This window comes from Sorangium sp. So ce204, from assembly GCF_051526795.1.
GTDB classification, from domain to species: domain Bacteria; phylum Myxococcota_A; class Polyangia; order Polyangiales; family Polyangiaceae; genus Sorangium; species Sorangium cellulosum_B.
On the sequence record NZ_CP150317.1, the window covers coordinates 3,799,423 to 3,820,116 of the forward strand.

At 71.5% G+C, this 20,694-nt stretch carries 13 protein-coding genes; 9 read left to right on the forward strand and 4 right to left on the reverse strand.

The features are described 5' to 3' along the window. Nucleotides 1-191: 191 nt before the first annotated feature. Complete coding sequence (locus WMF22_RS14335; protein ID WP_438036082.1) at nt 192-2,378, forward strand: glycoside hydrolase family 3 N-terminal domain-containing protein; 2,187 nt, start codon at nt 192-194, stop codon at nt 2,376-2,378. Nucleotides 2,379-2,592: 214 nt separating this feature from the next. Continuing rightward, complete coding sequence (locus tag WMF22_RS14340) at nt 2,593-6,480, forward strand: DUF2169 domain-containing protein (protein ID WP_438036083.1); 3,888 nt, start codon at nt 2,593-2,595, stop codon at nt 6,478-6,480. A gap of 10 nt (nt 6,481-6,490) precedes the next feature. Here WMF22_RS14340 and WMF22_RS14345 read toward each other — a convergent pair whose 3' ends face one another. The 3 genes from WMF22_RS14345 to WMF22_RS14355 are packed head-to-tail and all read right to left on the reverse strand — an operon-like array spanning nt 6,491 to nt 9,739. Next, entirely contained in the window at nt 6,491-6,901 is a 411-nt protein-coding gene (locus WMF22_RS14345) for a PAAR-like domain-containing protein (protein ID WP_437290455.1), read from the reverse strand. Nucleotides 6,902-6,929: 28 nt separating this feature from the next. Continuing rightward, nucleotides 6,930-7,805 carry a DUF3540 domain-containing protein gene (locus WMF22_RS14350; RefSeq protein ID WP_437299640.1) on the reverse strand — a complete coding sequence of 292 codons (876 nt, stop codon included), beginning with the start codon at nt 7,803-7,805 and terminating at the stop codon, nt 6,930-6,932. Beyond that, the gene (locus WMF22_RS14355; protein WP_438036084.1) at nt 7,802-9,739 is read right to left on the reverse strand and encodes a pentapeptide repeat-containing protein; all 1,938 of its coding nucleotides are present in this window, start codon (nt 9,737-9,739) and stop codon (nt 7,802-7,804) included. Before WMF22_RS14355 ends, WMF22_RS14350 begins: the two co-directional genes overlap by 4 nt. A 126-nt stretch (nt 9,740-9,865) precedes the next feature. Between WMF22_RS14355 and WMF22_RS14360 the strand changes: the two genes are divergently transcribed. Then, entirely contained in the window at nt 9,866-11,578 is a 1,713-nt protein-coding gene (locus WMF22_RS14360) for a hypothetical protein (protein WP_437299642.1), read from the forward strand. 58 nt (nt 11,579-11,636) lie between these two features. Here WMF22_RS14360 and WMF22_RS14365 read toward each other — a convergent pair whose 3' ends face one another. Beyond that, nucleotides 11,637-14,579: a type VI secretion system Vgr family protein gene (locus WMF22_RS14365; protein WP_438036085.1), complete on the reverse strand. Its 2,943-nt coding sequence runs from the start codon at nt 14,577-14,579 to the stop codon at nt 11,637-11,639. 421 nt (nt 14,580-15,000) lie between these two features. On the opposite strand from WMF22_RS14365, the gene WMF22_RS14370 reads away from it, so the two are divergent. From WMF22_RS14370 to WMF22_RS14395, 6 genes are all read left to right on the forward strand, one after another. After that, nucleotides 15,001-15,852: an SDR family NAD(P)-dependent oxidoreductase gene (locus WMF22_RS14370; protein WP_438036086.1), complete on the forward strand. Its 852-nt coding sequence runs from the start codon at nt 15,001-15,003 to the stop codon at nt 15,850-15,852. Nucleotides 15,853-16,019: 167 nt separating this feature from the next. Further along, nucleotides 16,020-16,850, forward strand: a complete 831-nt coding sequence (locus tag WMF22_RS14375) for a hypothetical protein (protein ID WP_438036087.1) — start codon at nt 16,020-16,022, stop codon at nt 16,848-16,850. 116 nt (nt 16,851-16,966) lie between these two features. Then, entirely contained in the window at nt 16,967-18,208 is a 1,242-nt protein-coding gene (locus tag WMF22_RS14380) for a hypothetical protein (RefSeq protein ID WP_438036088.1), read from the forward strand. Further along, nucleotides 18,205-18,444 (forward strand): hypothetical protein, encoded by a 240-nt coding sequence (locus WMF22_RS14385; RefSeq protein WP_437299650.1) that lies wholly within the window; start codon nt 18,205-18,207, stop codon nt 18,442-18,444. The genes WMF22_RS14380 and WMF22_RS14385 overlap by 4 nt, the downstream gene beginning before the upstream one ends. A gap of 301 nt (nt 18,445-18,745) precedes the next feature. Next, the gene (locus WMF22_RS14390) at nt 18,746-19,504 is read left to right on the forward strand and encodes an SDR family NAD(P)-dependent oxidoreductase (protein WP_012235241.1); all 759 of its coding nucleotides are present in this window, start codon (nt 18,746-18,748) and stop codon (nt 19,502-19,504) included. Nucleotides 19,505-19,601: 97 nt separating this feature from the next. Beyond that, on the forward strand, nt 19,602-20,597 hold the full coding sequence (locus WMF22_RS14395) for an aldo/keto reductase (RefSeq protein ID WP_437299651.1): 996 nt from the start codon (nt 19,602-19,604) through the stop codon (nt 20,595-20,597). Nucleotides 20,598-20,694: the final 97 nt, after the last annotated feature.

Genomic DNA, 20,694 nt, shown 5'->3' on the forward strand with positions numbered 1-20,694 from the left:
CGTGTAAGGATGGAACCGCCAAGTCGCCATGAGACGCCAAGATTTTGTGGTTTTCTTGGCGTCGCACGGCGACTTGGCCGTTTGAAAGACCCCACCTTCAGCCGAAGCACCCCACCGCGACGCTCGCGACGAGGGCGACGAGCGCGACGGTGGACTTGTCGCCGTGCGCTCCCCATCGTGCAGGAGAACCCATGAACGACGCTCCTCTCTACAAAGATGCCAAGCAGCCCGTGGGAAAGCGGGTGGAAGACCTCCTGAGTCGGATGACCCTGGACGAGAAGGTGGGGCAGCTCATGCAGCTCGACGCCCAGGGAGATCTGGAGGACGCGATCGGACGGATGAAGGTCGGCAGCCTCCTGCACTGCAACGGGAAGGACGCTGACACGGCGATCCGGCGCGCGCTGGACACCCGCCTTGGCATTCCGGTGCTGATGGCCGACGACGGGATCCACGGCCATTCCTTCTGGGCGGGCGCCACGATCTTCCCCACGCAGCTCGCCATGGCCTGCAGCTGGGATACGGGGCTCCTGGAGCAGGTCGCGCGGGTGACCGCCGCCGAGATGCGGGCCACGGGACTCAAGTGGACGTTCTCTCCCGTCCTGTGCCTCACACGCGATCTCCGCTGGGGCAGGGTGGGGGAGACCTTCGGCGAGGATCCCTATCTGATCGGCGAGCTCGCCTGCGCGATGATCAAGGGCTATCAGGGCAAGGGCCTGGACGATCCGGACGCGGTGCTGGCGACAGCCAAGCACTACGCGGGGTACTCGGAGACGCTGGGCGGCCGCGACGCGTCGGAGGCGAACATCTCGCGGCGCTACCTGCGCTCGTATTTCCTGCCGCCCTTCGAGCGGGCCGCGAGGAGCGGCTGCATGGCCTTCATGACTGGATACCAGTCCATGGACGGGATCCCGGCCACCGCCAACCGCTGGCTCCTGACGGAGGTCCTCAAGGAGGAGTGGGGGTTCGAGGGGATCCTCGTGACCGACTGGAACAACGTTGGCAATCTCGTGCTCGATCAGAAGGTCTGCAAGGACATGGCCGAGGCGGCCACGGTGGCGCTCCGGAGCGGAAACGACCTGATGATGGCGACACCGCAGTTCTATGAGGGCGCCCAGGAGGCGGTGCGCCGCGGGCTCCTCGCCGAGGCGGAGATCGACGCGGTCGTGCGGCGCGTCCTGTCGCTCAAGTTCTCCCTGGGGCTCTTCGAGGACCCCGGGTACAGCAGCGAGCAGCGCATCCAGGAGATCATCGGGTGTGCGGCCCACCGGGACCTGAACCTCACGGTCGCGCGGGCGTCTCTCGTGCTGCTCAAGAACGACGGCCTCCTGCCGCTCGCGGAGGCGGCGACGTCGAGGCCCTCGCGGCGGATCGCGGTGATCGGCCCCAACGCGGACGACACGATCGCCCAGCTGGGCGACTGGTCGCTCGGCTCGGGCCAGATGAGCGGCGGCAACGGGCCGCAGCACCCCCGCTCGAGCATCGTCACGATCGTGGATGGGATACGGGAGCTCGCGCCCCCGGGGTGTGAGGTGGTCTATGCCGCGGGCTGCTCGGTTCTCAGCGAGGACGAGTCGGGCATCCCCGAGGCGGTCGAGCTGGCCCGGGGCGCAGACGCGGTGGTGCTGGTCCTGGGGGACAGGATCGAGCTCATCGGCGAGACGAAGAGCACGGCGACCCTCGAGCTCATGGGCGGACAGAGGGCCCTCTCGGACGCGATCGCCAGGACCTGTGTTCCCACGGTCGTTGTCCTCGTCAACAGCAAGCCGCTGGTCCTGCCGCGCTCGGCGCTCGGCGCGGCGGCGATCCTCGAGGCGTTCAACCCGGGGATGATGGGCGGGCGGGCCGTGGCCGAGGCGGTGTTCGGGAAGATCAACCCCTCTGGCAAGCTGACGATCTCGTTCCCCTACCACGTGGGCCAGCAGCCGATCTTCTACAACCAGGCCCGCGGCCAGCACGGGAGTCGCTACGCCGACCTCACGCAGGAGCCTGCGTTCGCCTTCGGCTTCGGCCTGAGCTACACGCGCTTCACCTACGGTGATCTGAAGGTCCTGACGCCGAGCGTGGAGCGAGGCGGCACGGCGTCGTTCGAGGTGACGATCACCAACGCTGGCGGGCGCGATGGCGTCGAGATCGCCCAGCTGTACATCGAAGATCTGGTGACGTCGTCCACGTGGGCGCAGAAGGAGCTGAAGGCCTTCCGCCGCGTGGGCCTGGCCGCGGGGGAGGCGCGCAAGGTGCGCTTCGACGTGCCCGTGGCGGAGCTGTCCCTGGTCGACGCGGAGGGGCGCCGCGCGGTGGAGCCGGGGGATTTCCGTGTCCACATCGGCTCGTCGTCCCGGCCGCAAGACCTGCTCAGCGCCGGCTTCGCCGTGGCGTGACGCCACGGCAGAGACACGGGAGGACACGGGAGAAGAGGACACGAGGGCGCGAGGAGCTCCAGGGATCTCGCGCCGGGTCGCCCAGGTTCGTCTCTCATCCCTATCTCCCGAGGATCACTGCTCCTCACCCCACGCAGGTCGAAGCGCGGAGCGGCCCCGCGTCGCCGAGGGGGGCGCATCCGCCGGCGCTCTCGGCTAGGGTGCCGGGCCGTTCATGCAGCTCATCTCCCTGTCCCCCCTGGCCGCCTCGGCGTTGCTCTGGCGAACGGCGAACGGACCCTGTGTGACCGTCGCCGTGAAGGCGACCTTCCAGCTCTCGCCCGACGGCGTCGCCGCGCTGGCCGCGCCGCTGCCGCTCTTCGACGACGTCTTCCACGAGCAGAACGCGGGCCGGAGCCTCTATGTCGCCTCGGATGCCGTGCCCCACAAGCCCCGCGCCGACGTCCTGCTCACCGGCAGCGCGTACGCCCCGCCCGGCCAGCGCGTGAGCCACCGGTGGGTGCGCCTCGCCGTCTTCGAAGCGCACGCGCACGCGCCCGCGGTCGACAAGCGGCTCCAGGTCGTGGGCGAGCGGCAGCGCGATCCCGCGACCGGCCAGGCGACGGCGCCGGCCGCGTTCTCCAGGCTGCCCGTGCGCTACGAGCTCGCCTTCGGCGGCGCGCGCTGCCCCGAGAACCCTGTCGGAAGGGGGGCCGATCCCGCCGACCTCCGGCTGCCGAGCATCGTCAACCCCGCCGCGCCCGACGCCCCCGACGGCTTCGGGCCCATCTCGAGAGCGTGGCCGCAGCGGCGGCGCGCGCTCGGCGCGTGGGATCCCGCGAAGCTCCTGCGGCCCGTCCCGGAGCTCCCGATCGCCATGGACTGGGGCTACTTCAACGCGGCCCCGCGCGACCAGCAGGTACGCTACCTGCGCGGGGACGAGTGGATCCTGCTCGAAGGGCTCCACCCCACGGCCGCCCAGGTGCGCTCTCGCCTGCCCGGCGTGACGGCGCGCGTGCTCCTCCGCGCGCCGCGGCTCGCCGACCCCGCCGGCGTCGAGCTCACCGTGCGCTGCGACACGCTCTGGATCGACGCCGACGCGCTCCGTTGCACCCTGACGTGGCGCGCGTCCCTGGCCGTCGCGGAGCGCGCCCTGGAGGCCGTCGAGCGGGGCAGGATCCTGGTGACGCTGGCGCCCCTCGACGAGCGCGCGGCGTGGCCTGCGCCGGAGCCCGCCGCCGCGGCCGCGCCGCCGGTCGGCGCGACGACCGCGCCGCTGCCGGAGGGCGTGAGGCCGCCCGCGGGCGCGCGGCCGTCGCTCCCGATCCCCGAGCCGGATCCGTCGGTTGTCCGCGGCATGAGCGCCGAGGAGTGGGCCGCGCGCGGCGCGGGCGCGGAGGCGGCGCGCCCGTCGCTCGACCTGACGCAGACGCGCCCCCTCGACCCCGCTGCCTTCGCCGAGGCCCTCCGCGCGTTCGACCCGGCGCCGCCCGGCGCCGTCGCCGCGGAGGCCTCGCAGGCGGGTCCCGGCGCCGGGGAGGCGGCCGGAGGCGCGGGCGCGCCGGCGCCGCCGGTGTCCGGGCAGCCGCCGGTGCTCGCGGACACGCGCGAGTTCAACCTCCAGGACGTGCTGCGCGGCGCGCGCCAGGAGGACGCGCCGTTCCCGATCGCGCCGCCCCGGCCCGCGGAGCAGGCCGAGCCCGCGCGGGCCCCCGCCGAGGTCTCGCTGGAGGCCCTCCGGCAGGCGTTCCCCGCCATGGCCGCGCACATCGCGGCGCACGCCGGCGCGCCGCTGCCCACGGCCACGCTGCCGCTGCCCGAGCCGGAGCCGTCGAAGCCGACCAGCGAGGATCTCGCCGGCTCGCCCGACCTGCCGCCGCCCGCGAGGACGACCGAGCACGTCCCGATCCTGAACATCACCCCGTTCGCCGCGTTCACCGTCCCCTGGCAGGCCCGGCCGCCGAGGGACTCGCTCACCGTCGTGGTCAAGGGCACCTTCGACCTCGTGCCCGGGGCGCCGGCGGCGATCGCGGCCGATCAGGAGCTCCCCGGCGGCGACGTCCACGTCGACGACGACCCCGCGAAGAGCCTCCGTTACCCGTCCGATTTCGCGATCTTCAAGCCGAGAGCCGACGTCCTGCTGGTCGGGCACGCGCACCGCGCCAGCGACGGCGACGCCGCGGCGCTCGTCCGGCTGCGCCTCGGCGACGCGCTCGACCGCTCCGTCGCGGCCGTCGGCCCGCGCCGCTGGGACGCGCTCGGCGCGCCCACCGCGCCCGGGACGTGGGACCGCATCCCGCTCCGCTTCGAGAGCGCCTTCGGCGGCGCCGGGTTCGGCCCGAACCCCGTCGGGACCGGGTACGGCGCGCGGGCAGGCGGCGCGCTCCCGTCGCTCGAGCTGCCGGATCGGGTGATCCGCTCGGCGGGCGACAGGCCCTGTCCGGCGTGCTTCGCGCCGATCGCGGCGACGTGGAGCGAACGCCTCGAGAAGATCGGGTCGTACGGCGAGCGCTGGAGGAAGACGCGCTGGCCGTTCTTTCCCGACGACTTCGACTGGACCTTCTTCAACGCCGCGCCCGCGGAGCAGCAGATCGCCTATCCCCGGGGGGACGAGCCGTTCGAGCTCTGGTCCGTGCGCCCGGAGGGCGAGGTCGTCCGGGGGCGGCTGCCCGAGCTGCGGGTCCGCGCGTTCAAGCAGGCGACGGAGGAGGCCGGCGGCGGGTTCTCCGAGGTCCCGATGCGGCTCGACACCGTGTGGTTCGACGCCGACGCGCTCCGGCTCGTGCTGGTCTGGCGGGGCCTGCTCGACGTGGCCGACGAGGACGCTTCCGAGATCGCGTCGCTGTTCGTCCTGAGCGAGCCGATGGCGCAGGGCGGGGCGAAGAGCGAGCCGACGGCGAAGCGCGACGCGCGGGCGCGCTTCTTCGCGGAGCTCGCGGCGCGCGAGGCGGCCGAGGCGCCGGCGGCAGGCGAGGAGGGCGCGGCGAACGACGCCGCGGCCGAGGAGGGCGAATCGGCCCTCGAGGCGCGCATCGCCGAGGCGCTCGCCCAGGCGCGCGCGCGGCGGCGCACGGCGGCCGGGAGCGGCGCGGCGGCGGGGGCGGGGGCTGCCGCGGCGGAGGCTGCCGCAGCGCCGGCGCAGGCGGAAGGCGGCGTCCCCCCGCGAGAAGAGGCGGCTCCCAGCGATCCCGTGGCGGCGCCGCCGACCGCCTGCCGCGACGCCGTCCTCGAGCTCCTTCGCCTCGGCGAGCCGCTCGCCGGCATGGACCTGACCGGCATCGACCTGTCCGGCGCGGATCTCGCCGGGGCCGACCTGGGCGGCGTCATCCTGAAGCGGGCGAACCTCCGGGGCGCCCGCATGGACGGCGCGCGGCTCGTCGAGGCCGTGCTCGCGGAGGCCGACGCCGAGGGCGCGCGCTTCGAGGGAGCCGACCTCACCCGGGCCGACCTCACCGGCGCGAGCGTCAAGGCCGCGCGCTTCGCCGGCGCCGTCCTGGAGCTCGCGGCCGCGGCGGAGGCGCGCTGCGACGGCGCCGTCTTCGAGGGGGCCCGGGCGCCCGGCGCCAGCTTCGCGGGGGCCACGCTCGCGAGGGCCTGCTTCGATCGCGCGGACCTCACCGGCGCCGAGATGATGCAGGCCTCCCTCGACGAGGCGAGCTTCCGCGACGCGACGCTCGATGATGTAAAAATTTACGGTGCTACAGGAGCGCGCGTCACCCTGGACGGGGCCTCGGTCGCCGACCTCCGCGCCGACGACGTGGTCCTCCGGAACGGGTCGTTCCGTCGCGCGCGGGGCCCGGGCTCCGTGTGGGAGGGCGCCGACCTCACCGAGGGCGTCTTCGCGGGCGCGGCGCTCCCGGAGGCGAGCTTCACCCGGGCGACGCTCGACCGGGCCACCTTCGAGGGCGCCGACCTCGTCGACGCCCGCTTCCGCAAGGCGCGGCTCCGCGGCGCGCGCCTGCGCCAGGCGAACCTGATGCGCGCCGCCTTCGACAGCGCCGATCTCGAGGGGGCCGACCTGCGCGGCGCCAACCTGTATCAGGCGGAGACCTGGAAGGCGCGCACGGCCGAACTCCACATCGCGGAGGCCTTCACGGCAGGGACCAAGCTGGAGGAGCGATGAGCGGCGCGGATCACACCGCCACGAACACCTTCACCTGCGAGGGCGCGACGTGGGCGCCGGCGGGCATGTTCGCGTTCGAGCCGTTATGGGCCGACATCGCGGTGTGATAGACGATCTTCTTCCCCTTGGCGTAGACCTTCGAGCTCGCGCGCTTGAAGGTCACCTGCCCGCGGTTCACGTTCGAGACCATCCCGCCGAGCGTGCCGGCCTCATCACCCTTGCTGCTCGGCATCTTCGACGCCTCCGTCACGGTCTCCTTCTTCTGGACGAGCACCTTGGAGACGGTCGACTCGCAGCCGTTCAGCGTCCCGATGTTCGGGAACGGCGTCGGCACGGGGGGCGCCGGCGGCGCTGGCACCTTGCACACGTCCGGCATGGCGAAGCACATGCCGCCGGCCTTCGTCGCTGCGGGCATCTTCATCTCGGGATCCCTCCACTTCCACGCTGGCTCATCCGAGCAGCACGCGCTCGCCGTCGATCGATGTCTCCTTCTTCGAGACCATCGATGTCCGATCGCTGACGAGCTGATACGCCTCGCGGATGAGCGAGCGCGCGCGCCTCGCCCGGGTCTGGAGCAGCCCGTCGACGTCGCGGTAAGCGTCCTTTGCCCGCTCGATCAGCCGCTCGGCCTGGATCTCCATCCGGCCGGCGGTGGCGGCGATCTGCGCGGCGGTCGTGGCGATCCGCTCGGCGAGCACGGTCGCCTCGGTCGCGTGGAGCGACGCCCTCTCCGAGGTGACGTCGACCGCCGCCGCGGACACGCGCACGGCCGCCCGCTCCACCACGAGCGCCGGCTCGCCGCCCTCGCCGACCTCGCTCGCCACGCGCCGCCCCGCCCGGTGCCGGACATCGCGCCGCGCGCGGAGCTCCACGTCCGTGGCCGCCTCCACGACGACCTTCCCTCGCGGCGCCGCGAGCGTCAGGTCCCCCGCGGGAGCGGCGACGCGCGCCGCGCCCGTCGCGGCGTCGTACGTGACCGCGACAGCGCCCGACGCGTCCCGGATCGCGATCGTGCTCCCCTCGGCCGACGCCGTGGCCCCCTCCGCCGTGTGGATCACGGGCCCTCGGGCGGCGAGAAGAATGCCGACGATGTAAAAATCCGATGTGGTTACGTGTTTCGAGACGAGCACCCTGTCGCCGGGGGTGGCCTTGTAGCCGGGCACGGCGAGCCGCGCGCGCGCCGTGACGCCCTCGACGCCGGGGGCGCCGGGCCGGACCAGGCGCACGACGGCGCGCGCGGCGTCTTCCAGGTCGACGAGGGTGGCCTCGAGCACGCCGCCCGGGGAGGGCTCGTGTTCCAGGGCGACAGCGTCGTTCGCGTTCATCGGGTCTCCGTCTGGAAGTCTTCCGCGCGCGCGCGGTCAGGGTCGGTGTTCTTCATGTTGCGGGTGCGCACCCCGAGCAGCTCGGCGTCATCGAGCCTGGCCCGGTGCAGGTCGGCGCCCTCGAGGTTGGCGTTCGCGAGGTGAGCGCGCTCGAGGCGCGCGTGCGAGAGATCGGCCAGCGAGAGATCGGCGTTCGTCATCACCGCGTCGCGCAGGTCCGCGCCCGGGAGCCTCGCCGCGCCGAGGCTGGCCTCGCGCAGGTGGGCGCGGCGCAGCGCGGCGTCGTTGAGCGCGGCGTCGGAGAGGTCGGCGCGGGAGAGATCGGCGCCGTCGAGGATCGCCCTCCTGAGGTTCGCGGCGGGGGCGCGCAGGCCCGCGAGCTTCGCGCCCTTCAGATCGGCGCCTTCGAGGTTGAGCTGAGAGGCCTCCACCGAGGTGAGGTTGGCGCCGCGGAGGTTCGCGCCCGACAGCGTGGCATTCGTCAGGACGCAGCCGCGGAGATCGGCGCCCTCGCCGTTCGCGTCGCAGAGGAGCGATTGTTCGAGCACCGCGCCGGCGAGCTGCATGGTGCGGAGATCGGCGCCGGAGAGGTCGGCCGCGAAGAGCCGTGTCCGGCGGAGGTCGGCCCCGGCGATGGCGGCGGTGGACAGGGCGGCTTCCGAGAGATCGGCGTCGGAGAGATCGGCCTCGGTGAGGTCGACGTCGGCGAGCTGCGCCCCGCGGAAGGCGGCGCCGCCGAGCTTCGCGCTGGCGAGGCAGGCGCCGGAGAGGTCGGCGTCCGAGAGGTCGGCGCCCGCGAGGCCTTCGCCGCGCAGGTCGGCCTCGGCGAGATCGGCGCCGGAGAGGTTCACGCCGGCCCACGAGAGGCCCCGGAGCGCCGCCTTGCCGAGGGACACGCCGGCGAGGTCGAGGCCGCGCAGGTCGACGCCCGCGAGGCGGACGCCCTCGAGCGAGCAGCCCTCGAGCTTCGCGCCGGCGAGAGACGCCTCGTCGAGGGTGGCGCCGGCGAGGTTGGCGTTGCGGAGATCGGCGCCGTCGAGGGAGGCGCCGGTGAGGTCCGCCCCGGCGAGCGAGGCGCCGCGGGCCCGCCAGCGCTGGAGCTGGGCGCCCCGGAGCGAGGAGCCGTCGAGGACGAGCCCGTCGCAGCTCGCGCCGGAGAGGTCGGCCCGGGCGAGGTCGCACTGGACGAGGCGCGCGCCCTCGATCGCGGTGCGGCGGAGATCGATCGCGGTGAGCCGGGAGGCGTGGAGCTCGGCGCTCGCGAGGGACGCCGGGGGGCCCGAGGCGGAGAAGTCGAGTCCGGCGGCGGCGGCGCGCAGGAGATCGGCGCCGCCGAGGAGGAGGCCTGTCGTGATTGCGGCGCGGAGATCGACGTCGCGGAGCGAGGCGCCCGTGAGGTCGGCGGAGGAGAGATCGGCGCCGTCGACGGCGGCGCGGTCGAGGCGGGCGCCCTGGGCGTCGCAGCGCTGGAGGCGCGCGCCGGAGAGGACGGCGTCGTGGAGCTCGGCCTTGTGGAGGCGCGTGGCGCGGAGATCGGCTCGCTCCAGGAGCGCGCCGGAGAGCTTGGCGCCGGTGAGGTCGACCTGGTGGAGGGAGGCGCCGGTGAGGACAGCGTCGCGCAGATCGGCGCCCGCGAGGCGGCAGGCCTCGCCGGGAGGGCCGCCGAGGAGGGCGCCTGTGAGGTCGGCGTCGGTGAGGTCGGCGCCCTCGAGGTTCACGTTGCGGAAGATGGCGCCGGAGAGCGTGGCGCCGGCGAGGTTCGCGCCGCGCAGATCGACGTCCTGCCAGAGGGCCTGCGAGAGATCGGCGCCGCGGAGATCGATGCCGGGGGCGACGGCGCCCGAGATGCGGCTGCCGGCGAGCTCGCCGCGCTGGCTCTTCTGCAAGAGCTCGGCAGGCGTCGGGGGTGAGCCGTGGTTGCGCTGCGCGGGCATGGTTCGGGCGAGGCTAGGCCATCGCGCGGGGGGTGTCACTGAGGTAGCGTGCAGCCTGAAGGGCCTTCGCTGGCGTTGCTGGGGGGCGTTGGCTGGGAGCGGGGGAGGGGAGAGGAGCGGAGAGGCATGATCAGCGTCGCGGTGAGGATCGAGACGGAGTGCGGCACCTGCAGGATGCCGATGCCGGTCAACACGCTGGCTCGCGAGGTGGGCTGCCCGAGCTGCGGGAGGTCGACGGAGGTGAGCGACGATGTCTGGCAGGCGCTGCTGCGCGATCCGGTCTACGACGGGCCGAGGATGCTGGCGAACGAGGGGCGACAGTGCGCTGCGAGGAAGCTCTCTGCCGTTTACACCCGGCGCGGTCCGTGCTGCCAGGGATGCGAGGAGGAGATCCCCGTCGCGAGCATCGTGGAGGTGCGGGAGCAGGCGATGCTCCGGTGTGACCGCTGCGCCAAGCAGGCCTGGGTGCGACGGGTGCCGGTGGAGCTCGCGGGAGCGCTCCCGAACATCACGCACCTCGTGGGCGAAGATCCTGACTCGCCCGCCATGGCGCAGGCAAATGCGGCGGAGGCGGCGACGTTTCCATGCCCGCAGTGCGGCTCACCGGTCGCGTTCGACGGCGTGAACCGAGCGTACACGTGCCGCTTCTGCAGCGCGAACGTGCACGTGCCGGACGAGTTCGTGTACCGGGGGCGAAGGAAGGTGGCGGCGAGCTGGTTTCTCATCTTTCATCCGTCGATCGCCGACAGCGCACCGGCCCCGCAGGCCGTCGCCGCAGGGCTGTTCGATTGGGAAGAGCCGCCTATGGCGGCGGTCGATGCGCAGGGCAACCTCTACTGTGCGGCGAGGCTGCTGCACTGGGTCTCCGTTGGTACACATCTCGCCCGGGAAAAGCACGAGAGCGTACTCTGGTGCATCGATCCATCGATGAACGTCCGCTGGCTACAGCGCGGTCGATCGCGGGCTGTGCACCTCGTGCTCTCTCCGAACGGCACACTCCTCGTCACGGATCGGCAGACGTCGGTCCAGCCCTGGCTTTCGGGCAGAACCGGTACGCCTACCGGAGAACCAGCACATATGGTGAAGGAGAGCGATGGCGGTTTGTCCGATTGCGACGACTTGGCTTGCGGTCGCGATGGCTCCCTCCTGATCCTGGACGGCGGTGTCCTCCGGCGGCTCTCGCCGGATGGGGCGGAGTTGCCTCTCTGGACTGGCGGCGCTCCAGGGAGTGTGGATCTCACCGAGATCGCAGGCGGGCTCAAGCGTCTTCAGTGCGGGACGGACGGGTCGATCTTTCTCCTGTGTAGCGCGTCGATCGTGCGTTTTGATGCGAATGGGCGCGAGATCTACCGCGCGGAGTTCTCTTCGGAGCCTCCAGATCCTCGATATCGCACGCTCGGCGTCGACCGCAACGGCAATGCCTACGTCCTCAGGAGCGGACAGCTCGCGCGGATCAGCGCGACGGGTGAGCTGTCCGTCGTCTTGGAGTCAAAGCGCGACAGGCTGCCGCAACCGGAGATGAGCATTGCTGTGTGCCCCGATGGATCGTACTGGCTCTTTGGTAGGGACGGGCGCGCCTGGAGGTTTGACCACGACGGCGAGCTTCTCTTCGCGAGCGAAAAGGAGTCCAGACCCAAGAAGTTGACGTGCCAACAAGTCGTCGAGCGACAGATGGATGCGGTCAAGGCCAAGACCCAGGCAGAGCACGAAGCATCGGAGCGGCTCATGCGTGAGCGGAGAGCAGAGGCAGCGAGAGTTGAGCGGATCGTTGGGATTGTTGCAGCTATCGTTGTGCTGGGGCTCTTGGCGCTGCTGATGGCCGCTGCTGCGGCGTCGTAGATCGATCTATGGCGCAGGAGCGTCGGGCTCCTGTTCAATCAGATCCTGTACGCGTCTGCTAGCCGAGGTCGATCCGGCCGCCACGGATAGTTACCCTGGAAGAAGAGCACGCGACGCTGGTCCCGCCTTTTACCAGCTTGGCTGCGCTGGCCCCCAGGACACACTGGGAACCTCCGTTCTTTACCGACACAGTCCCGCCCTTGACTGACAGGCCGTCCGTTTTTGAGCCGACCATGACGTTGCCAGGCTTTGCGCTCATTCCCCATCCGCCGCCCATGACTTCCGCGAATTTCCCCCCGTGGACCTTCGCGTCGCCGGCGGCAGCGAGATGGATGTTGGCCCCCTTTTCCTGGAGGTCTCCCGCTGCTTTTATGCTCGTGTTTCCGGTCGCTTGTATGTCAAGAGTGGCCTTCGACTTGAGTTGAGCGCCGCCCACTGAGCTTATGGTGAGCGAGGAGGCTGTCGTGATTCGCATGGCACCTCCGCTGTGCGTCTTGGAAGTGCCCACTGTCTTGGACACATAACTGTCGAGCGCGAGGATGTCGACCTTCTTCCCAGTGATGAGCGCCGCGGCGGCGCCTGCAACGGAGACTTTGCCCAAAGATTTCAGCATGGCGATCGCGCCGCCAGAGACGATGGCGTTGCCAGCGGAGGAGAGCGTCGCGGACGCGGCGCCGCCGACGAACGCGTCGACCTTGCCCATCAGCACCGCTGAGTTGTCCCCGCCTCCGAGGAAGAAGGGGGCGCCCATGCCAGGTATGACCGCCGAGACGCGAGGGACCGCGGCGATCCCGTTGGCCGCGCCGATCATGCTGTTCGCAATTCCGACTTGCGCGACTTCCATCGCCTTCCCGGCCTTCTTCGCGGCGTCGCTCAGCAGTTCGACTCCGGCCTTCTTGCCCTCGCGGAGCGCCTTCGCGGCCCCGCTGGTCCCCGATACGATGTCATGCACGATCCCGGCATTTCTTCGCCCCTGTTCTTCTTCGGCGATCTTCTTCGCCAGATCCTCGGCTCTCTTCTTCGCGTCAGCGTGTTGTTTGGTGGCTGCGACCGCTGCCTCGTACTCGGGGGCCTCTTTCTCCCATTCTTCCTTCGTCATGGCCCTGAGCAACCCGTAATGATCCTTCTTCGGCGGCGGGTTATTCTCCGGGTAAGGAGCCTTCGCCTGGGCCGCCGCGCGCACCCTCTTCATGTGCTCCTCCGCGACGACGACCTCCTCGTTCGCCTTCGCCTGCTGCATCGCGTCCCATTTCTTCGGTAGTTCGAGCGCGGTCTTCGCGACGCCGAGGATGTCGTCCACGATCTTATGATGCTTGTCATCGGTCAGCGCCTTTGAGAACGCTTGCGCGGCAGTTGCGTACTGTGTGATGCTCGAGGAGGCCACGACGGACGCGATGTCCGTGAGGGTCGTGGCGACCGACGTCAATGTGCTGACGCCGGCAGCGCCGAGCGCCGTGATCGCCTCCTTCGTGGTGAGCGCCGCGCCGGACTCCGGCGTGTTCGGGGATCCGAGCTGGAAGGTCGCGCCGCCGTACGGCGTCGAGAGCTTGATGCGCTCCTCGCCCTCGTTGTCGTCGATGTTGATCTCGTTGCCGCCGCCGGTCCGGATGACGTTCCTGCGCCCGTTCTTCGCGTCGACGGTGCTCGGTGTGCGGGGGTTCGGCACGGCGCCTGCGATGATGGGCCGGTCTGGATCGCCGTCGATGAAGGTGAGGATCACCTCCACCCCGCTCCGCAGGGGGAAGTGGAACCCGTAGCCCGCACCGGTATGGGGCTGGGCCATGCGGATGAGCCTCGATGCCTTGCCATCCTCGGCGCTGCTGGTGTCGAACAGGAAGCGGACGCGGTAGCGGCCGCTCTCGTCGACCTCGGCGTACTGGCCTTTCTCCGCGGCGTCGATGACGCCGGTGATGACGCCGTGCACCTTCGGCTTCGGCGTCACGCGCGGCGGGCGGTACGTGGTCGCATAGGGGATCGCCCGGAACTCGTTGGCGTAAGCGCGCTCCTCGCCCGTGCCCGCGTTGAGCGTCGCCTGCTGGAGCCGGTGGCGCACCTCGACGAGCAGCAACTCGATGTCGCCGCGCGGGTGTCCCTCGAGCGTGAGCTTCGCCCCGGCGCCGAGGGCCTGCTCGTCGCTGGCTCCCTCGAACACCCTGCGGCCGGCGCGCAGCTCCTCCGCGCGGAGGACCGCGATGCGCTCGCCTTCGTCGGGGGTCTTGAAATGAGCGCCGTACTCGACGACGTCGCCGCCCGACGCGGGCGAGACGGTCGCCGCGGCCATCAAGGGCACGTGCGGTGTGCGGTAGTTATAGTCCTTCACCACGTACCGGCTCGGGACGGTGCGCGTCGTGCCCTCCAGGCGGTGGACGCCGATGCAATCGCCGCGCGGGTAGAAGTGCGCGCGCCCGTCGCCGGCGACCGGCTGAAAGCCGCTGTTCGTGTCGGAGAAGACCACGACGTCGCGGCCGTCGCGGTGCTCGAAGAAGAACGAGATGCCGAGGTGCTCGGCGAGGCGCGAGACGAACTGGAGGTCGGTCTCCTTGTACTGCACGACGTACTCGCGCGGCGGGTACGTCGAGACCAGGCGGAGCTCGAAGTCGTCGCCCTCGTGGAGACCGGCCCGCTCGAGCTTCTTCTTGATGATCTCCGGGACCGAGAGATCCATGAAGATCTCCGACGTTTCGGTGAGCGTCAGCCGGAAGGCGCGGGGCACGAAGGTGAGCGTGTACGCCATGTGCAGCGTCTCGGTGTGGAGCGCGTCGCGCACGACGGAGATGACGCCGAAGAGACGCCGCTCCTCGCGGTCGCCCCTCAGGAACACGAGCGCGGCGGGCTCGGCGAGGAGCGCCTCCTCGTCGAGCCCCTCGGGGCTCTTGCACACGACGTGGAGCTGGAACTCGAACGGCTGCGAGATGACCTCGCGCCCGGTGAGGTCGTGGAGCTCGACCGCGTCGGCCGAGAAAGCACGCGAGTCCAGGCGAGCAGAGAGGATGTCCTTCATGAGCGTCCCTCGGGTGAAGAGACGCTACCATCGCCCGTCGACGAGCTCTCTTTCAAGCTGTTCGTGCAGCGGAGCACCGCCGCGTCGCCGCGCGACACAGCTCTCGGCAGCCCCTAAGCCCTCCAGCGGCACCTCGCGCGCCTGCCGCCGCGACAGCATCCGGAGCTTGCTCAAGGCGTTGTTCTCGATCTGCCGGATCCGCTCGGCTCGTCGTCCCGGCCACAGGACCTGCCCTGCGCCGGGTTTGCCGTGGCGTAGGGCGTGTCGGCGGCGACCGCCGGCGGCTCCGGCTCGAATTTCAATTCTGACTGGAAGGTAACGTACACCTCCGTCCAGAATTTCAATTTTCTCCGGGTCGTGTATCACCGTGGACGGGGCAACGAGCGCCGGGGAGGCCTCGGCGCCCGAGGAGGGACGACCGATGACGGCGAAGCGGGTGGCGCTGGTGACGGGCGCGAGCACGGGGATCGGCCGGAGCGTGGCGGAGACGCTCGCGAGGAACGGGTATGTGGCCTTCGCGGGCATGCGCGATCCCGACGGCAGGAACCGAGCGGCGCGCGACGAGGTGGCGGGCCTTTCGACCGCGGGGATCCCCATCGAGGCGGTCGCGCTCGACGTGACGGACGACGCCTCGGTGGCCGCGGCGGTCGCGACGGTCATGGAGAAGACGGGGAAGATCGATGTGCTCCTGAACAACGCGGGAGGCTGCCTGATGGGGCTGGCCGAGTGCGGCAGCGTCGAGCTGCTGCAACGGCTCCTCGATACCCACGTCGTCGGGACGCAGCGCGTCTGTCGCGCCGTGCTGCCGCACATGCGCCGGCGAAGGACCGGGGTGCTCGCCTTCACATCCAGCGTCGGCGGGCGCGTCGTCATACCGACCACGACGCTCTACTGCGCTGCCAAGGCCGGGATGGAGATGATCGCCGAGGGCTACAAGCGCGAGCTCGCGTCGTTCGGGATCGACGTCGTGATCCTGGAGCCGGGAATGGTCCACACGAAGATCTTCGACAACATGTGGCTGGACGACGACACGGCGCGCGCCGCCGAGTACGGGGCGCTCGGGGGCGTGGCGCGCGCCACGCTCGAGATGGTCAAGACCATGAAGGGACCGCCCCCGGAAGAGCTCGCGGACGTGCTGCTGAGGCTGCTGGAGATGCCGCACGGCCAGCGGCCGCTGCGCACGACGTTCGGCGCGGACGCGGCGCTGGCCGACCCGGTGAACGCCGCCGCGGACGAGGCCACGCGGGCGCTGAACGCCCTGTATGGGGCATAAGGCGTAAAAGGCGTAAGACGATGTCCAGCCGCTCCAGGGCTGGCGCGGATCCAAGAGAAGACGCCCGCTGCCATTCCAACCAATCGTCATGGGCGTCGCCCGCGCTCCCGAGAGCGGCGGTCGCTCGCCGCGGATACGAGGCCATCCCAGCCCGTTCAGAGCCATCCATGTTGAACGTCCTTCTCCGCCTCTCCCCGCTGCGCCCCGCCGTTCGCCTCGAGACCGTCGAGCGGCGCGACTTCACCGAGCCGCGCCTGCGCGAGCTCCACGCGCTCGCGAACGCGCTCATGGCCGAGGACTTCGGGCACTTCTGCGTCCACGCGAGGACCAACGATGTCGTGCACGTCTTCCGCCGCGCCGACACCGGGGCGATCGTCGGCTTCCAGTTCTGGAAGACCGCGCCGCTCACCTTGCCCCGCAGCCGGGCCATCGTCGGCGGGAAGCTCAGGATCTCGCCGGACTTCCGTACCCGCGGGCTGCACCTCGCCTCCGGCCTCCTGTTCTTGATCGAGACGAAGCGCCGCGCGCCGCGGACCCGCCTCTACCGGCTCTCGATCGCCAGCCTCTTCGGGTTCGTCTCCATCACCGAGGCGCTCGCGCGCTACGAGCTCTTCGATCCGAAGCGCCGTGGCGCCGCGGAGGACGAGGCGGTGCGGGAGGCGTTCTTCAGGCTCGCCAGGGAGAGCGACTACCACGTCGACGACGAGACCGGCCTCGTCCGCGTCAACATCTTCATGACCGAGGAGACGGTGAGCCGCTATCCGCCGCGCTACTTCGAGCGCCCGGCCGCGCGGCGCTACGCCGCGGCCAACCCCGGCTTCCGTACGAACGGCTGCTACGCCGGCTTCTGGTTCCGCTTCACCAGCGAGAACCTCCTCGCCATGACCCGCGCCGTCACGCGGAGGCTCTTCCGGCGGGACACCCCCGTGGATCCACCCGACCCTGTCGAGCGTCCGCGGTCAGGCTCCTCGGAATCCCCTCCATCTGATTCACGATAAGGCTCACGACCGCCGTATGCGAAATCGGCCGTCCGGTGAGAAAATCCCCGGAGCCTCCTCCGATCCGCCACATCTCGCGCGCAGCCCGGCCACGGCGCCGCGCCACGCTCCGTCCCATGACCGACCTCTCCTCCACCGCCGGCGTCGTGGCTCGCCCGGCGGCGGCGGGCCGCCTGCGCCGGCTCGGCGCCGCCGCGCTGTCGCTGCTGGTCGCCACGGCTGTATGGCTTCCGTGCCTCCACCTCTTCTTCCGGAGCGAGCCGGGCGAGCACCGCGCCTCGGGCGCGCTCTCGCCGCGTGGCCAGGCGCTGCTCGCGCATCAGCTCTCGCTCTGGGAGGAGGACAGCGTCGCGCAGGACGCGGCGCTCGCGCGGATGCGGGCCGCGAACGCCGAGTGGGACTTCATGGGACGGACCTTCCTCGTCCTCGGCCTGGCCAACGCCGCGCTGCGGGATCCGGGCGCCCAGGCGCGCCACCTCGCCGTCATCGACCGGATCGTCGACGAGACCCTCGCGATCGAGCGCGAGCGGGGGATGCTGCACTTCATGATGCCGTACGCCACGCGGCGGCCGTTCGTGCAGCAGCCTGCGCGCAGCCTCTTCGTGGACGGCGAGATCGCGCTCATGCTGGGCGCGCGCGCCCTGGTCGCGCGCCGCGCCGATCACGAGGCCGAGCTCGACGCGCGCGTCGCCGAGATGCGGTCCCGCATGGAACGGAGCCCCGTGCTGTCGGCCGAGAGCTACCCCGACGAGTGCTGGACCTTCTGCAACACGCTCGCCCTCTCCGCGATGCGCATGGCCGACGCGCTGCACGGCGAGCGCCGCGGCCTCGATCTCGGCCGCCGCTGGCTCGCGGCGGCGCGCGCCCGGCTCCTGGACCCGAAGACGGGGCTGCTCGTGTCGAGCTACACCCACGACGGCAGGATCCTGGACGGCCCGGAGGGGTCGTCCCTCTGGCTGGTCGCGCAAGCGCTGCTCCTGATCGACCCTGATTTCGCGCGCGATCAGTACGCGCGGGCGCGCCGCGAGCTCGGGGCGGAGCTCCTCGGCTTCGGCTGGGCGCGCGAGTGGCCCCGCTCGTGGGCCGGCCCGGAGGACGTGGACTCGGGCCCGATCGTGCCGCTCGTCGGGGCGAGCGCCGGCTCGAGCGGCCTCGCGCTGCTCGGCGCCTCGGCCTTCGGCGACGCGCCGTACCTCGGGGGACTGCTCACCTCGCTCGACCTCGCGGCGTTCCCGATCCGCGAGGGGGACCGGCTGCGGTACGCCGCGAGCAACCAGGTCGGCGACGCGGCGCTGCTCTACGCGCTGAGCTTCGGCCCGCTCTGGGAGCGGATCGCCGGCGCGGGAGGTGCCCCGTGAGCCGACAGCTGGCCCTCGGCGCCGCGATGCTCATCGCGGCCTTCGCTGCGTGTCACATGCTCGGCTTGCGCGAGCATGTGTCCGTGCTGAGCGGCACGCCCCCGCCCGACGGTGGGGGCGATCCGTTGCTCGGCGTCGTCTACGCGCTGGCGTGGTTCGGCGGCGTGATCTTCGCGCCGATCCTGGCGATCGCGGCGGGCGTGCTCGCGGTGGTCGACCGGCTCCGGTCGCGGTGACCCGCGCCCTCTCGGACGGCTCGCCGCCGCGCCGAGCGGCTGCCTGCGCCGCCTCGGCGGGCTCGCGCAGGGCGCCCTCGCGCGCTCCGCGCGCCTCGGCGATGGGCGAGCTGCTCCGCCCGCAGCACGTCGCCAGCAGGCTGCTGCCTGCGAAGCAGACACGCCGCCCGGCGTGCCGGCGCGCGCCCATTCTCTCTGCGAACACGGGGCAAGCACCGGGTGGAATGAAACGTGCTCACGCGCGGCTCCCTCGGCGCGAGAAGACACACGACCTCGTGTCTGCCGATGGAAGGAGCTGATCGTGGATCTCGAACTCACCGGCAAGCGGGCCATCGTCACCGGCGGCAGCCGCGGTATCGGCAAGGCGATCGCGCGGGAGCTCGCGCGGGAAGGCGCCGACGTCGTGATCGCCGCGCGCGGCAAGGACAAGCTGGAGGCGACCGCCGCGGAGCTCTCGGCGGAGACGGGCCGCCGCGTCGTCCCGCTGGTCGTCGACACCGGCAACGAGACCTCGGTCAACGCGCTCGTCGAGCGCGCGGTCGCCGCGCTGGGCGGCGTGGATATCCTCGTCAACAACGCGGCCGTGCCGGGCGGGATCTCGACCGCGACGCGCCTCGACCAGATCGTCGACGCGCAGGTGATCGAGGACATCAACATCAAGGTCGTGGGCTACCTGCGGACCGCGCGCGCCGTCGCGCCGCACCTCATCGCGAACGGCTGGGGCCGCATCATCAACATCGGCGGGCTGGCCGTGCGCAAGGCCGGCCGCCCGGTCGCCACCCTGCGCAACGTCGGCGTGGCGGCGATCACGAAGAACCTCGCGGACGAGCTCGGCCCGAAGGGGATCAACGTCACCGTCGTGCACCCCGGCGCGACGCGCACCGAGCGCACCCGGCCCGAGCCCGAGAAGGACCTCGCCGCCTCGGTGAGCATCGGCCGGATCGTCGACTCCCGCGAGGTCGCGTGGGTCGTCGCGTTCCTCGCCTCGCCGAGGAGCGTCGCGATCAACGGCGACGCTGTCGTCGCCGGCGGCGGCAGCGTCGGGCCGATCTATTATTGAGCCATGAACGACGGGCCCGCGCCACGCGCGGGCGCTGAAGACGAGGGCGCCAGCTCGACGCCTCACGCCAACCTAGCCAAAGCACCAACGGAAGATCATGAGCATCCCGACGACCCGACTCGGCCGTACCGGCCTCACCGTTTCTCGCCTGTGCCTGGGCACGATGACGTTCGGTTTCCAGACGGACGAGGAGACCTCCCGCGCCATCCTCGACAAGGCCGCTGCCGCCGGCGTCAACTTCCTCGACACGGCCGACGTGTATCCGCTGGGCGGGGGCTTGCCGACCGCCGGGCGCACCGAGGAGATCGTCGGCCGCTGGCTCAAGGGCAAGCGGGACCGCTTCATCCTCGCCACCAAGTGCGTCGGCCGGGTCGGCCCGAACCCGTGGGATCAGGGCGCCTCCCGCAAGCACATCCTGGACGCGATCGACGCCTCCCTGCGCCGGCTCGGCACCGATTACGTGGATCTCTATCAGCTCCACTCCGACGATCGTGACACCCCGATCGACGAGACGCTGGAGGCGCTCGACATCGTCGTTCGCTCGGGCAAGGCGCGGTACATCGGCGTCTCCAACTACCTGGCATATCGCCTGGCGCGCGCGCTCGGCCGCGCCGACGTGCGCGGGCTCGCGCGGTTCGTGTCCGTGCAGCCGCGTTATGCGCTGCTGTTCCGGGAGATCGAGCGCGAGCTGCTCCCGCTCGCGCAGGAGGAGGGCCTCGGCGTCATCCCGTACAACCCGCTCGCCGGCGGGTTCCTCACGGGCAAGCACCGCCGCGGCGAGCCGACGGCGGGCACCCGCTTCACGCTCGGCGCGGCGGCGTCCATCTACCAGCAGCGCTACTGGAACGAGCGCGCGTTCGCGACCGTCGAGAAGCTCGCGGGCATCGTCGCCGAAGCAGGCCAGCCGCTCACGACCGTCGCCGTGGCGTGGGTGCTCGCCAACCCGGCCGTCACGTCGGCCATCATCGGCGCCAGCCGGCCAGATCAGCTCGACGCCACGCTCGCCGCGGCCGAGCTCGCGCTCGATCCGCAGCTCAAGGCGCGCCTCGACGAGGCGACCGCGGAGTTCCGCCACGGCGACTCGCCGCGCTGAGCCGGGGTCGGCGCGCCTTCGCGACGGGACGGTCGCGGTCGACATGGATCCGCCATCGCTCTCGCGCCGGCTCGTGACCTGGGATGACGGCTCCGGC